This window comes from Pontiella agarivorans (assembly GCF_034531395.1).
Classification (GTDB): Bacteria; Verrucomicrobiota; Kiritimatiellia; order Kiritimatiellales; family Pontiellaceae; genus Pontiella; species Pontiella agarivorans.
In genome coordinates this window covers 924,064-938,734 of record NZ_JARVCO010000012.1, presented here as the reverse complement: position 1 = coordinate 938,734, position 14,671 = coordinate 924,064, and the positions used below count along the sequence as shown (strand labels likewise).

Genomic DNA, 14,671 nt, shown 5'->3' with positions numbered 1-14,671 from the left:
TAGTACGGCAAAAGGATGCAAAATCTATGAGCCGAAACCAATATATCCAAGACTTCATGAACACCTTCAAATATGAAGGCCTTACCTTTGATGATGTGTCACTGATTACCCAATATGCAGACTTTCTGCCGGGCGACACCGACATCTCTTCCAGGCTGACCCGCAACGTGAGCGTAAAAATCCCGTTCCTCTCAGCCGCCATGGATACCGTAACCGAAGGCCGCATGGCCAACGCCATGGCGATGATGGGCGGTATCGGAGTGATTCATAAGAACCTCGAACCGGAAGTTCAGGCCCAGCAGGTCAGTCGGGTAAAACACCACCTCAACGGACTGATCTCCGACCCCATCACATTCTCCACGAACGATACGCTTGAAACGATTGCGATTCGGCGAGCCGAAAAAGGATATAGCTTCAATGGATTTCCGATCATGGATAATGATGGAAAACTGGTCGGCATACTGACTTCGAAGGATATCCGTTTTTCGCGTTCAAAGCGCGCCTCCGTCACTGATATCATGACAAAAAATGTTATCACCGCTTCGCCGGACACGAATTTAAAGCAAGCGTATGAAATTATGCAGGAGCATAAAATCGGCAAACTTCCGCTGGTTGATAAAGGCAAACTGGTCGCCCTTTATTCCTATGCTGACGTCCGACGCCTGATTGAAAATGAAGAACCGCTGTTTAATCGCGACGAACAATACCGCCTGCGCGTTGCTGCCGGCGTCGGCCCCGGCGATTACGAGCGCGCGGAAATTCTCAACGACCGTGAAGTGGACGTGCTGGTGGTAGACACCGCACACGGCCACACCAAAGGCGTAATCGATATGGTTTCCTGGGTGAAAAATAAATTCCCCCATATTGACGTGATCGGTGGAAATATCGCCACAGGCGAAGCTGCGCTGGCCTTGCGTGATGCCGGAGCTGATGCCGTAAAAGTCGGAATCGGCCCCGGATCCATCTGCACCACCCGTGTCGTTGCCGGCGTCGGCATTCCGCAGATTTCCGCCATTTATGCTGCAGCAAGTGCACTCAAAGGCGAAATCCCGGTTGTCGCCGACGGCGGCATCCGAAATTCGGGCGACATTGCCAAGGCCCTCGTGGCCGGTGCCGACACCGTCATGATGGGATCCGTATTGGCCGGCACCGAAGAATCCCCCGGTGAAAAAATTATTTATGAAGGCCGTCAGTTTGTTATTTACCGCGGTATGGGATCGCTCGATGCCATGAAGTCCCGCGAAGGTTCCCGTCAGCGCTACGGACTGAGTGATGACGACGATATCGTACCGCAGGGCATCGAAGGCATGGTTCCTTTCGCCGGCACCGTCAGTAAAGTGATGAAACAGTACTGCGGCGGGCTGCAGGCCAGCCTCGGATATTGTGGAGCACGAACCATTCCGGAACTCAAATCCACCGGAAAATTTGTTCGCGTTTCCGGAGCCGGAGCCGTCGAAGCCCACGCGCACGACATCAAAATCACTAAAGAAGCGCCGAACTACAGAAGGTAGATGATGCGAGAATCGTGAGGTGTGATTCCCATGCCTCACGGCTCCATCGTCACGGCTCACATATGAAAACAGCACTGATTCAAATGAATCCGACGGTCGGCGCACTGGCAAATAATGCCGACCGTATCATTTCCAAAGCATGGGAAGCCTTCAACGCTGGAGCCGGACTGATCGTTTTTCCCGAGCTCGCCCTGTCCGGATATCCGCCCGAAGATCTGATTCTGAAAGATCACTTCTGTGGCGATTGTGAAGCCCTCCTGACCCGGCTCGGAAAGGAATTTCCGTCCGAGCCCGTCATCGTTGTCGGAACGCCCATTTCCCGAGAAGGGAAAAAATACAACGCCGCACTGGTTTTCCAAGGTTCGGAAATCATCGGGGAATACCGGAAAATGCTGCTCCCGAATTATGGCGTTTTCGATGAAAAACGACTGTTTGAAGCCGGCTCCCAGCCTCTGATTCTCGACATTCACGGGAAAAAAGCCGCCGTCCATATTTGCGAGGATTCCTGGGCCCCTTCCGGAAAAGCCGTCCAATCGCTGGAAAACAGGAACATTGACCTGCTCATTAATCTTTCCGCCTCGCCCTATCACCGCGGAAAACTGCTGAATGACCGAATCAATGTACTCGCAGAAACCGCGAAGAAACTTAAAAGCACCCTGCTCTACTGCAATCTGATCGGCGGACAGGATGAGCTCGTCTTCGACGGTGCCAGCATGGTTTTTGCTCCCGACGGATCCCGCATTGCCCGCGCAAAACAGTTCGAAGAGGATATTCTCTATTTCGAAGAATCTCCCTCCCGCAAAGAAAAACCTCTTCCGGACCTGGAGGAAGTGTACGAAGCCCTCAAGCTTGGCCTGCGCGATTATGTAAATAAAATCGGCTTCAAACGTGTCGTCGTCGCCCTGTCCGGCGGCATTGACTCCGCACTGGTTCTCGCCATTGCCGTCGATGCTCTGGGTAAAGACCGCGTCGCCTCCGTTACCATGCCCTCCCAGTATTCCTCTTCGGGAACGCTGGGCGATGCCCACGAAATGGCAAAGATCCTCGATATCGAATTTCACGAAATCCCCATCAAAGGCCTTTATAATGAGTTTAAAGGCGAACTGTCAAAAATATGGGGAAAGGACAAAACTCCTGGACTGGCCGAGGAAAACCTGCAGGCCCGTATTCGTGGAAACCTCATCATGGCGCTCTCCAACGAATATGGCTGGCTCGTACTGACTACTGGAAACAAGAGTGAAATGGCCATGGGCTATTGTACCATCTACGGCGATATGGCCGGCGGATTTGCCGTCATTAAAGATGTACCCAAAACCCTCGTCTTTGAGCTCTGTCGATGGCGCAATGAACAGACCGGCGGCATCGTTATCCCACCGGGCATCATCGAACGGCCCCCTTCAGCTGAATTGCGGCCCGACCAGAAAGATTCCGATTCTCTGCCTCCATACGAAGAACTCGATCCAATCCTCGAAGATTATGTGGAAAACGATATGGGCATTTCATCCCTAATTGAAAAGGGCTACGACGAGACCATTGTCCGCCGTGTAGTACATGCCGTCGAACTCAGCGAATATAAACGCCGCCAATCACCGCCCGGCGTAAAAATTACTCCGAAATCATTCGATCGCGATCGGCGCATCCCGATCGTCAACCGCTACCGAAACTAAAGACTGCGCTTAAAAGCCTGTAATCCTTAACTCGCCTTAATTTCATACATTGCAATGTATGAAAAATACAACCAGTCATTAAATAAGGGCCATATATAAACTTCATACATTGCAATGTGTGAAATTTGGAACAGATCAAGTATCTCGATTAGAGCGCCCAGCGACGTCTGCGGCGACCGTGCTCAACAGCCGATTCTTCATCTTGAGTCGTAACCACCGTCTGCTCTGATAATGGCGTTATTTCGATGGCATTCCCTTTTTTGACGGCCGGGCAGATATTCCTGCAGGCCCCGCAGCCCCTGCATTTCAGCGGATTGATTTCCGGCAAAGGGATTCCATCTTTACCATCGTGCATTTCAATGGCGTTATAACTGCAGAATTCATCGCAGGCCATACACTCCTGTCGGTCTTCCCAAGCCAGACAGGCTCCCCGGCGTATACGGGCGGTTGCAATTCTACGCATCTGTTTATTTTCTTCGCTTAAAAACTGTATGGCTCCAGTGGGGCAAACTGTAGTGCAGATATTACAGTACTGCTCACAATATGACCCATCCATTCGATCAAAGTCCATTTCGGGCAGACAGAGCTCTGCCAGCCCCCCCTCTTTCCGCACTGTCAACACACCGGTTGGACAGGCTTTCACACAGGCGTAACAACGCATGCAGGTTGCCGCAAAATCATCCAGCGTTTTGGCGCCGGGCGGCAATACCGGAGGCTGTACAGCCCTGGCATTCTGTTTTAAGACCATGGCTGTCGGAACCCCCAGCGCCAAACCGGTTAAAATTTCACGACGGCTGGATTTTATCGATCTATCAGTCTGCGGCGTTTTCACCTTAAGCTTCTCAACCATGTATCCCAGCGGACAGAGCTGCATGCACCAAATGTGAGGTTGAACAAAACTCAGCAGTAAGAAAACAGGTATCAGCGCTCCGGGAATCCATGCCATGGCATGCGCAGTCCCCTGTCCGAGTACTCCGAACCGGGTGAAAGTCGAAAGCGGGTCAAGAAACAGAATCAAAGGCAGCCCGGCCACCGACGCCGAAATCGTAAACCAGAAGAGGTATCCGTTCAGCTTCCATGGCAGAATTCTTTTTTTTGCACTGAACTGCGATGGAATGGAATAAATGGTGCCTAATGGACAGATCCATCGACAGAAGAAGCGTCCTTTCAACAGGCTGAGCAAAAGAATTCCAAGGGCCGGAAGTGTCCAGACGAGCGAGACATACCATACCTGATGCGCCAATGTGGACGACAATGCCGCGAGTGGACTTAATGCGGGAACCCAGCGTACGGCATGCTCCGGCAACGGTCCGCCGATCAGAAAAAAGATGCTAAGCCCGAGAATAAACAAACGAACCGACCAGCGAATCGCCTGCTTATGTTTTTTATAGAACCCGTCTCCACTCATCATCAGCCAACTTCTATGTTGTGAATATTCATTAAGCTTTTATCAACAACCCCAATTCCCATCTCCCCGGCATACTTCAGGTATTTGATATCCATCGGATCCCGCTCAAAGATATCCATCACGCAGGCATCGGCGGCGACCTGATCCTTTGAAAGAATCAGCAGATGAGGCATCTTAAGATTTTCGGCTGGTCCCTGCGGGCCATGATCCATCATCACGCGTGTAGCATCGACGATGGTCCAGGCCGGTTTGATAAATGTGGAAAAATCCGCAATGCACTGATGCAGATCCGTACGGTGCCAATGACGGCGATCCTTCACAATCCCCATCCAGTTTTTCATAGCGGCGGAAACCGTGGCTCCGCTGTGGTGCTTGGCCACGGGCATATTCACAACAGCATCGGCATCCAGATATTCACCCGCCACCTCGGCTTCCTTGAGCTTACGCCCCCCGGGTATCTCAACTTTGCGGAAGCTCTTCTGCTTCTTCTTCAGGTCGATCATCCTGCACTTATGTTTTTTCGCAACCTTTTCAATGCCGCTCCGATCGAAGGCGATTTTAGCCGCACTGCAGGGATGCTCCGGAATCGTAATTTTTTTAACGCCGCCTGCTTTCGCGTTTTTCAGAAAAACATCGATGAGTTCCGGATGGGTGTTGGCCCCGACCTCCGGCTCCCGTCCCCAGGCGGCATTCACCTTCAGCGCCAGAGTTTCTACATGGGGTCCAAAACCGCCGTTTTCAACGACAATCCCCATGGCTTTTTCCATGAGCTTACGATTGTCTTTACCATGCAGGATCCAGACCTCTACTTTATCCGGAGAAACAGCATGCGCACCGGATGCGGCCGCCACGACCGTACCGGCGGCGGTGGTTTTGACAAATGCGCGACGGGATGCAGATTCGGTTTTCATGATAAGCTCCTTTTGCTTATGGATATAAGACGGAAGAAGCTGTCGTTAAACCACTCTAAAACAGAGGGTCACACAACTTTAGACAGAATCCGGCTAAGCCGTAATCAAAGGTCCAGGAAGTTCTGCAGGAGTTTTTTACCCTCTGCGGTCAGAATCGATTCCGGGTGGAACTGAACACCGTGAACGGGATGTTCTTTGTGTTGAACCCCCATGATTTCACCCTCTTCCGTCCAGGCCGTGATTTCCAGACAGTCCGGCAGGGTTTCACGCTCAACAATCAGGGAATGATAGCGCGTGGCATTAAACGGACTCGGCAAACCTTTGAACACGCTCTTATTGTCGTGAATCATAGGCGACGTCTTTCCATGCATCAGCCGTTCCGCCCGTATGACGTTGCCGCCATAAACATCGCCGATCGACTGGTGTCCCAGACAGACCCCGAAGGTCGGAAGCCGCGGTCCGAACTCGCGAATGATATCGCAGGAAATCCCCGCTTCTTTCGGCGTACACGGCCCCGGGCTGACCAGTACTTTTTCAGGATTCAGTGCCACGGCGTCTGCAACAGAAATTTCATCGTTACGGAACACGCGCATTTCCGCGCCCAGCTCGCCGAGATACTGCACAAGGTTATAAGTAAAAGAGTCGTAGTTATCGATGACCAGAATCATGGTTATTCTCCTCCCGTACGGGCGGCGTGGTAATGCTTGGCCAGGGCCAGGGCTTTCATCATGCCGCGCGCCTTGTTGCGCGTCTCTTCATATTCACTGCTCGGAACCGAATCGGCAACAATCCCGGCCCCAGCCTGAACGTAGGCTTTGTTCTTATCCAGAATCACCGTACGGATCGTAATCGCCGCATCAAAGTTTCCGTTATAATCAAAATAGCCGACACATCCGGCATACGGTCCTCGTTTACTCTTCTCAAGTTCTGCAATAATCTCCATGGCCCGGATTTTCGGCGCACCGCTCACCGTCCCTGCCGGGAAACTTGCGCGGACAACATCAAAAATATCATGCTCATCCGACAGTGTACCGGTCACATCGGAAACAATATGCATCACATGACTGTAGCGCTCAATCACCATCAGATCCGGCACTTCGACGGAGTTGAATTCACAAACGCGGCCGACATCGTTACGCCCCAGATCGACCAGCATAATATGCTCTGCAATTTCCTTCGGATCCGCCAGCAAATCCTTTTCATAAGCCCGATCCTCTTCCGGCGTTGCTCCGCGCGGGCGCGTTCCGGCAATAGGCCGAACCTCCACCTTTTTGTCTTCGCAACGCACCAGAATTTCGGGTGATGTACCGACAATTGCACTCTCTCCCATATCCAGGCAATACATGTAGGGCGACGGATTCACCGCCCGAAGCGCACGGTAGACATCCAGCGAATCGGCCTCATTCTCCACTTCAAATCGCTGGGAAATCACCGTCTGGATCACATCGCCGGCTCGGATATATTCCTTGGTCTTTTCAACCATACCCACAAATTCTTCTTTTGAAGTATTCGATTTCGGTTCCAGCGGTTCCACTTCGGTATGTGTATCAATCAGAACCCGGGTCACCTCCGTTTTCAGCGCATCAGTCAGCTCATCAATCTGAGCCAGAGCCTTGTCATACGCTTCATTCGGATCACCGTCAATGTGGGCATCCGCAACAATCCGCAGGTTATGATTCACCCGGTCAAAAATAATCAGCCCGTCTGTCACCATGAACACCATATCCGGATTACCGATTTCATCATTTCCAATGATTGGAACCCGCGGCTCAAACTGCGATACCACATCGTAACCGAGAAATCCGACCGCGCCGCCGATGAAACGCGGAAGCGTCGGATCGTCCACCACCGGTGAAAACTGCGCCATATGATTTTTCAGCGCTTCCAGCGGATCGATATCTTCGATCACCTGCAACGCTTTATCCCGGGTCTGAATTTCCACCTTACGGCCATAAGCCCGCAGAATAGTGCGCGGATTACCGCCGATAAACGAATAGCGGCCGATATTTTCTCCACCCTCCACCGACTCCAGCAAATAGGTGTGCGACGTCTTATCTTTTTCGCGCAAATATTTCCGCACCCGTTTATAGGCGGAAACCGGTGTTTCCTGATCGGCCAGAACTTCTTTCCAGACCGGCACCAGATTCCCCTGCTTTGCTTTTTCCAGAAATGTTGCTCTATCGGGTATAATCGCCATGAAATCTCTCACTGTTAAAGGGAGCGAGTGTAGCCATTACGCGAACCATCGCAATTAAAAATGTCCAGTGTTAAAGCCCACGGCAGACTCCCCAACGAACTTCATGCATTTAAAGTACATGACGATAAAGATAGAATGCAGGCGTCCCGGAACTTCCCCGATCTATTTTGTCCGCACATCCACTTTAAGAAAATCCGCGTCCGATCCGGAAACCGGAGAAAGCAGACGTTCCGTCACAGCCTCAACACCATCCATCAGCGGATCCGACTGAATGACTGCCGTCTGATTCGTCTGCCACCCGGCCCCTTCAACCAGATTGGTGGAATGCAGCACCTGAATATCCACAAACGGCTGCGCTTCGGAGGCCCGACGATACGTCACCCCGAAATAGTCATCTCCCACCTCGCTGAAAAATTTAAATTCCGGAAGATTCGCGGCATTGTCCTCTCGCGGATTCAGCCCCATCGCAAACTCATCCAGCGCCGTCAAATCGTCGTTGAATTCATCTGCACCCGGCTCCATGGCTTCCGCCTCGCCGGCATAACGGATTTCAAAATCGTCCGACAACCCGTCACCATCAAGGTCGCGCTGCAGCGGATCTCCATACGTCACATCCATCACCGCCGAAGCCAGATGACCTCCGGATGAGGCATAGGTAACAGAAATAACATTGGTCTCTGACAGCATTGCCGTCGGCACATCCACCTCCCAGGCCTGCAACAGATCCGTCGCATCCCCCATCTGATTGGACGGCATGGAAACCGGCTCACCGTTCACCCGCAACGATGAAGGTATCCATGCCCCCACATTTCCAGCGGAAATACGCAACCGCGCATTCAGAATATTTCTGTTTCGATCAATTCCGGAGATCGTCACCCGGACGGGCGATTCCCCGACAATCGGCAAAATCATCGCATCGCCGAAATACGTTATTTTTTCATTTTCCTTCTGCCCGGAAGGCGTCCCTGAAAGGTTCAGTGTCAGCATTACCGCTTCATAACCGCTGAGGGTGAGATCTTCTTCCGAAAAATTGAAGGAGCTGCTGGACACTTTCGTTGCATCGGAAGCGCCGTCCCAGTACAGCCTCGAAATTTCAGCTGAAAGAATTGAAGCATCACCGGTTAAATAAACCGGTTCCACATTCACGTCCGAATCAAGGGTATTGTATATCACCCAGCGAACCGTATTGCCGTCCTGTAACGCATGTACCAGCACATCAGAATTCCCGGATGAAACCTCCAGGCGTGCGCCGCGGAAATCCTGCCAGAATTCATAAAGCCGGATCATATCCGTCCAGACATAATTACCGTTGCCGTCATCCTGCAGCATGGCACTTGCCCACGAGGTCGAATTAGCCGTATTGAACGGAATACTCCGCCCCATCAGCCCGCCGCGTTCCAGAAACTGGAAGAAAAAGGAATTCTGACCCCGCATGTTCTGCCAGAACTTTTCATTCAACGACCCCTCCATATCCGGCAGATGCCCGAACTCGGTAATCATCAGCGGCCGGGTCTCGCCCAGACGGATCATGGAATAATTATTAATCATATCCATAATCGCCTCTGCATTGGGCCCCATGCGGGAATAGAGGTGAACGGAATAGGCATCCATCGATGCCCCGGCAATATCGATAAACTCCACCCAGTCGCGATTCCAGATTCCGAAATTCTGATATTCAAAGGCCGGCCATTTCCCCCCGAATCCCACAAATTTTGTCCCTAGATTATCGGCATGCACCCGATCGGCCACCGTTTTCGCCAATACGCAGATATTGCTCCAGGTCGTGCCCAGTTCACCCGCTTCACCGTTGATTTCATTCGAAAACTCATACCACGTCATTCGTGGATAAAACATCTGGATATATTTCGAGACAAACTCGGCATTCGCGTCATGATCCCAGGTCCGGAATCCGTTGGGCGGCGCATTGGCAATATCTTCGGCCGATGGAAAATGGGTGCCGGTATGACTGGTGGTGATTTTATCGGTCGTATTGTCATGTGCAGGGCTTCCCGCATTTACCCAGCTGTTGGATGCACTGACAACCTGACTGTTCATCTGATCCAGATCCCAATAGCCCGGCCGGTCCGCATCCTCTTTAATCTGATTCATCTTCCAGATGACTCCGAAACTGCGGCCCGCATAAACATCCAAATCTTCATATACATACTCCTGCTGAGCCGCACTGAACCCGCTGGTTCCCGCATGTACGCTGAACAGGTTTTTCCGGATAATATCCAACTGCCCGTTGATCAATCGGCGCCGCGTGACATCCACCCGGACCGGAACTGCATCCGGTTCCGTTTCATCCGGAGTTTCCGGAACGACTGCCGGAAGTCCCGTCCAGCGCAATTCCGTCAGAATAAAATTATACTGCGTTGTATCATCCGTATCCCCGGTTTCAATATAAAGTCCGCCGCCCGTAACAGCCGACAAATCCGGAACCCCCGCAACCAGCGTCACAGGAGCAGCAATCGCGTGCTTGGCATCGGCATCCAGCTCATTCATTTCCAAAGCTGCCGAATCATCCACCTTAAGCCAGCCGACCAGAGACGGATCAACCGCAACCGTCGCAGATGAAACAACAGTCGTTGCCGACGAAAGATACCAATCATAATTCGCATCGCGAACCAGCCAGCGGATTTCCTGCTCCGGCGCGGCCCCGGAAATATCCGCTTCCATTCCCGTCAGCTCCAGCGCCTGCGATGCTGAAGCTGTTCCGTTTGTGTCAAAAACCGCATAAAAATAAGTGCCGCTGTAATTAGCCGAAACGGCAGCATCCTGATTCGTATTTGCATAAAGCTCGAGCCGCTGATGCCCGCCACTGATATTCACATTCGCCCGCCAGCCGCTGGTCGAAGCCTGACTGTACCCGCCCCAGAGATAACCCGATCCCGGCATAACGGCCGGTGTTTCAGATGCGGAATCACAAATCGAAAATCCATTGGTGGTTTCAAAACGTTCCACCAGGCTCGTCTGAGCGAAAACTTCGAATAATCCGGCACAACAGAAACTGAATATAATCCACGACGGAAAAAATTTTCCGGAAGAGATATTCCGTAGCGATTTTATGGACTCTTTCATGCTGTTTCCCTCCGATCAAAAAAATAAAAAATCAGCCTATAACATCTTCCGCACAAACAAAACACACTTTGTTTACGATCTCATTGATCAATAAAAAGAAAGCGGAACCACCATCAGTTCCGCTCATGTCACATTGCAAACCGCATCAGCCTTTCAGCTTCAGCAGCACATCCATCGATTGCTTCTGCATTTCAACCACTCGCTCTTCCGAGTCCGCTTCGTTGTAGCAGCGAAACTCCGGCGCGTTGCCCGACGGACGCATATGCAGCACTTCCGATGACTGGAAAGTCACGCGCAATCCATCCGTGCGGTCAATGGATTCAACTTTTCCGAACAGTTCTCCGAAAGCATCCTCAATTGCAGAAACGTCCTCAAACTGTGCCAGAATCTTACGGCTCTCTTCCGTCGGAAAATCCTGAATGCGGTCACTCGCCGTGAAACGCTGGGGCAGATCCGCCAGCAGTTGCGAGATCGGTTTACGTTCCTGAATAGAGAGCAGAATAATGCTCAGCACCGGAAGCACCGCATCGCGCGTAGGCAGAGCCCGCAGCTCTTTTCCAAACACTGAAAAGGTGGAATTTGTCAGAAAACCACCGTTGGCTTCATACCCGACTACCCCCTTTTTTCCGGAAAAGTCGGCCTCGATCATCGATGCGACCACAAAAGGCGAACCGATTTTCGTCCGGCGGATATCTTCAAACCATCCGCATTTTTCCAGCGCCGTATTACAACTTACCGGCGTGCTGACCGAATCCGCACCCAGATATTTTGCGGCCAGAATACCCGCCACATCACCGCGCAGCCACATTCCGTTTTCATCGGAAATCAGTGGACGGTCGCTGTCACCGTCCGTAGAAAGGATCACATCAAATCCGTTCTGCGCCGACCACTCTGCCGCAAGTTTATAATCCTCCTCGCGAATGGCTTCGGTATCCACCGGAACAAACGTATCCGAAAATCCGAGCGGCGTAACATCCGCTCCCAGTCCGGAAAAAATTTCAATCAGCACATCGCGGCCCACCGCTGAATGCTGATAGATGCCCACCTTTCTGCCCTGCAGGCAGTCTTTCGGAAATGCGCGCAGATAACGCTGAACATATTCAATTCGTGCATCAATGTTTTCTTCAGGAAGTTTAAATCCGGCATCCGTAAAAATCGAATCATCCGTTTCAACGACCTGTTCGCGGATCTGCTCCTCATCAAACTTCAGAATTTCGCCGGTGCATTTATTGAACTTAATGCCGTTGCGGTCCGCCGGAATATGACTTCCCGTCACCATAATGGCCGGACAGCCGTTTTCCAAACCGTACAGTGCCACTGCCGGCGAAGGAATCCGCCCGCAGTTTACCGGCGCATAACCCATATCAGCAGCGGCCTTGGCCACCGCTCCCATAATGCGGCCGGTGCTCGGACGAAGATCACCGGCAATGGCCACCGATTCACCGTTTTTTTTCAGTTCACCCGATTCTTCCAGATACTGGAGAAACCCCTTGGTGTAGGCATAGCAGACCTGATCGGTCATCTCCACCGCCAGGCCGCGCGCGCCGCTGGTGCCGAATTTCACACCGCTCTTTGCCATCAAGTCATTAATTTTAATTTTCATAAAAATCTAAGGTTCCGGGTTTTAAAGGTTGATGAGACCCCCGTTTTACGGGTCCATATTTTCAAGCTTCGTCGGATTATCCAGATCAATTTTGCGGTAATAGCAGTTGCGCGGCTCACCTTTGGAATTCTTGGTGTGACAGATACCGCCGCGATTCGGGCGCACAATGAAGAGCAATGAATTCTGCTCACAGTTCACATAGGCTTCCAGCAGCTCAAAGGTTTCTCCGGAAGTCAGCCCTTTAACCCAAAGTTCCTGACGCGACGAGCTCCACAGCACCAGCATCTTTCGCTTGAGTGATTCCTCAAACGCAAGCTGATTGATATAGGCCACCAGAATCACTTCCTTTGTATCTGCATTCTGCACAGCCACAGGAATAATTCCTTTTGTTCCTTCAACCGCCTTTTCCAGTTTGTTCCAGTCCAGCGCCAATTCAAATCCTTCTTCCAATTCTTTGCTCATAATTTCTCCTTAAAATGAAAACTCGAACTATACGCACCCGCAGCCCCCTTGCCAATCTTCTCAACATACAGATTATAAACCGGACTGTCCGGCCTGCTTCATCAGCGTCGTTATTTCTTTGTATTTTCGCTGCGTAACACGGGGTGCAGCACAACAACTGATAACATGGGGAAATTAATGAAACGACGCAACATACTCGCTGTCGGTACGGCAGCAGGCGGCGGAGCCTGCCTGCTCACACTGACCACCGCCTTTAAAACCAATACCAAGGCCGAAGAGAAAAAGCATAAACTCGAACCGGGCAAGACGGAAACTGAATGGAACTATGGAACACTTTCCGCAGACGACACCGGCCGGATTGCCTATAACGGCTATGCCGAAGGCAGCTGCATGTATGCCGTGGCAAACAGTATAATCCAGCAATTGGCCGACCGGTTCGGCGAACCCTACACCGCGTTCCCCGTACACATGATGAAATACGGCCACGGCGGAGTCGGCGGATACGGAACCCTTTGCGGCGCATTGAACGGAGCGGCGGCCATGATTGGCCTGGTCGTGCCCGACAAAAAAGATCAGAATGCCCTGATTGCAGACCTGTTCCGCTGGTACGAGCAAAGCAACCTGCCGGTGTACTCACCTGAAAATCCGGTAACCGAATACACGCCGGAACCCTCAAAAGCAGGCTCACCGCTCTGCCATGCCTCGGTGAGCAACTGGTGCAAAGTTTCCGGACACGGATCCGCCGGGAAACAGCGGAAAGAACGCTGCAGCCGGCTTTCGGCCGATGTCGCCATCCAGGCCACCGCCATGCTCAACCGGTATTTTGACTGCGAATACCAGACTCCGATGTTCAGCGGTGAAACGTCGAATACCTGCCTCACCTGTCACGGCAAAGAAGGCAAACTGGAGAATACCAGCGGGCAGATGAGCTGCACCGCCTGCCACACCAAATCAATCGGCCACCGGCTCTTTGCCGACGTACACTACAAATGCATCGAAGAAAAAGAGTAGCGGTTCAGAGGCGTACTTCCACACCCTTGTCGCGCATGTATTCCTTCAGCTCACCGACCGTGAGCTCGCCGAAGTGGAACAGCGATGCCGCCAACACGGCATCTGCTTTCCCTTCGGTTACGGCATCCACAAAATGCTGCTTCGTTCCGGCACCGCCCGAAGCAATCACCGGCACATTCACCGCTTCTGAAATCGTACGGGTCAGTTCCAGATCGTAGCCGTCGCGGCATCCGTCGCAGTCCATACTGGTCAGCAGAATTTCGCCCGCACCGCGCTGTGTACCTTCAATCGCCCACTTCACGGCATCGAGCTCCGTCGGATTCCGGCCGCCGTGTGTATAAACGCCCCACGTACCGTCGCCATTGCGCCGCGCATCAATGGCCAGCACCGTGCACTGCGCACCGAACGACTCCGAACACTCATTGAGAATATCCGGATTATTAATCGCCGCCGTATTGAATGAAACCTTGTCCGCTCCGGCCTTCAGCATACGCCGCACATCCGGCGCCGTACGAATCCCCCCGCCGACCGTCAGCGGCATAAAAACCTGCTCTGCGCAACGCCGGACAATGTCCACCATCGTATCACGTCCGTCGCTCGACGCCGTAATATCCAGAAAAGTCAGTTCATCCGCACCCTGCGCTTCATAGGCCTTGGCGCATTCCACCGGATCGCCCGCATCGCGCAGGTCCACAAAATTAACCCCTTTAACAACACGACCGCCGGTTACATCCAGACAGGGTATGATTCTTTTCGCAAGCATGGTAAGTCCCTTAAAATTAAAGGCCCGAACGATATTCCAGCCATTGGAAAAACGCAA

The 14,671-nt window shown here is 52.2% G+C and carries 11 protein-coding genes; 3 read left to right on the top strand and 8 right to left on the bottom strand.

Annotated features, from left to right (window positions below; all coding sequences use genetic code 11):
• Nucleotides 1-26: 26 nt before the first annotated feature.
• Together guaB and P9H32_RS16790 are read left to right on the top strand one after the other, a co-directional pair.
• Nucleotides 27-1,511 (top strand): IMP dehydrogenase, encoded by a 1,485-nt coding sequence (gene guaB, locus P9H32_RS16795; protein ID WP_322610079.1) that lies wholly within the window; start codon nt 27-29, stop codon nt 1,509-1,511.
• 62 nt (nt 1,512-1,573) lie between these two features.
• The gene (locus P9H32_RS16790; RefSeq protein WP_322610078.1) at nt 1,574-3,178 is read left to right on the top strand and encodes an NAD+ synthase; all 1,605 of its coding nucleotides are present in this window, start codon (nt 1,574-1,576) and stop codon (nt 3,176-3,178) included.
• A 148-nt stretch (nt 3,179-3,326) separates the two neighbouring features.
• Here P9H32_RS16790 and P9H32_RS16785 read toward each other — a convergent pair whose 3' ends face one another.
• The 7 genes from P9H32_RS16785 to P9H32_RS16755 all read right to left on the bottom strand — a co-directional run bounded on the left by P9H32_RS16785 (nt 3,327) and on the right by P9H32_RS16755 (nt 12,840).
• Nucleotides 3,327-4,589 (bottom strand): 4Fe-4S dicluster domain-containing protein, encoded by a 1,263-nt coding sequence (locus P9H32_RS16785; protein WP_322610077.1) that lies wholly within the window; start codon nt 4,587-4,589, stop codon nt 3,327-3,329.
• The gene (locus P9H32_RS16780; RefSeq protein ID WP_322610076.1) at nt 4,589-5,497 is read right to left on the bottom strand and encodes a DUF362 domain-containing protein; all 909 of its coding nucleotides are present in this window, start codon (nt 5,495-5,497) and stop codon (nt 4,589-4,591) included. The genes P9H32_RS16785 and P9H32_RS16780 overlap by 1 nt, the downstream gene beginning before the upstream one ends.
• Before the next feature lie 104 nt (nt 5,498-5,601).
• Nucleotides 5,602-6,165 carry an anthranilate synthase component II gene (locus P9H32_RS16775; RefSeq protein ID WP_322610075.1) on the bottom strand — a complete coding sequence of 188 codons (564 nt, stop codon included), beginning with the start codon at nt 6,163-6,165 and terminating at the stop codon, nt 5,602-5,604.
• Nucleotides 6,166-6,167: 2 nt separating this feature from the next.
• Entirely contained in the window at nt 6,168-7,694 is a 1,527-nt protein-coding gene (trpE, locus tag P9H32_RS16770) for an anthranilate synthase component I (RefSeq protein WP_322610074.1), read from the bottom strand.
• 162 nt (nt 7,695-7,856) lie between these two features.
• The gene (locus P9H32_RS16765) at nt 7,857-10,775 is read right to left on the bottom strand and encodes a hypothetical protein (protein ID WP_322610073.1); all 2,919 of its coding nucleotides are present in this window, start codon (nt 10,773-10,775) and stop codon (nt 7,857-7,859) included.
• 145 nt (nt 10,776-10,920) lie between these two features.
• Entirely contained in the window at nt 10,921-12,378 is a 1,458-nt protein-coding gene (locus P9H32_RS16760; protein ID WP_322610072.1) for a phosphomannomutase, read from the bottom strand.
• A 45-nt stretch (nt 12,379-12,423) separates the two neighbouring features.
• A complete protein-coding gene (locus P9H32_RS16755; RefSeq protein WP_322610071.1) occupies nt 12,424-12,840 on the bottom strand; it encodes a phosphoribosyl-AMP cyclohydrolase in 417 nt (138 codons plus the stop codon).
• 177 nt (nt 12,841-13,017) lie between these two features.
• Between P9H32_RS16755 and P9H32_RS16750 the strand changes: the two genes are divergently transcribed.
• The gene (locus P9H32_RS16750) at nt 13,018-13,851 is read left to right on the top strand and encodes a C-GCAxxG-C-C family protein (RefSeq protein WP_322610070.1); all 834 of its coding nucleotides are present in this window, start codon (nt 13,018-13,020) and stop codon (nt 13,849-13,851) included.
• A gap of 4 nt (nt 13,852-13,855) precedes the next feature.
• Here the strand turns inward: P9H32_RS16750 and hisF are convergent, their stop codons facing one another.
• Nucleotides 13,856-14,614, bottom strand: coding sequence for an imidazole glycerol phosphate synthase subunit HisF (hisF, locus tag P9H32_RS16745; RefSeq protein ID WP_322610069.1), 759 nt, complete (start codon nt 14,612-14,614; stop codon nt 13,856-13,858).
• Nucleotides 14,615-14,671 lie beyond the last annotated feature (57 nt).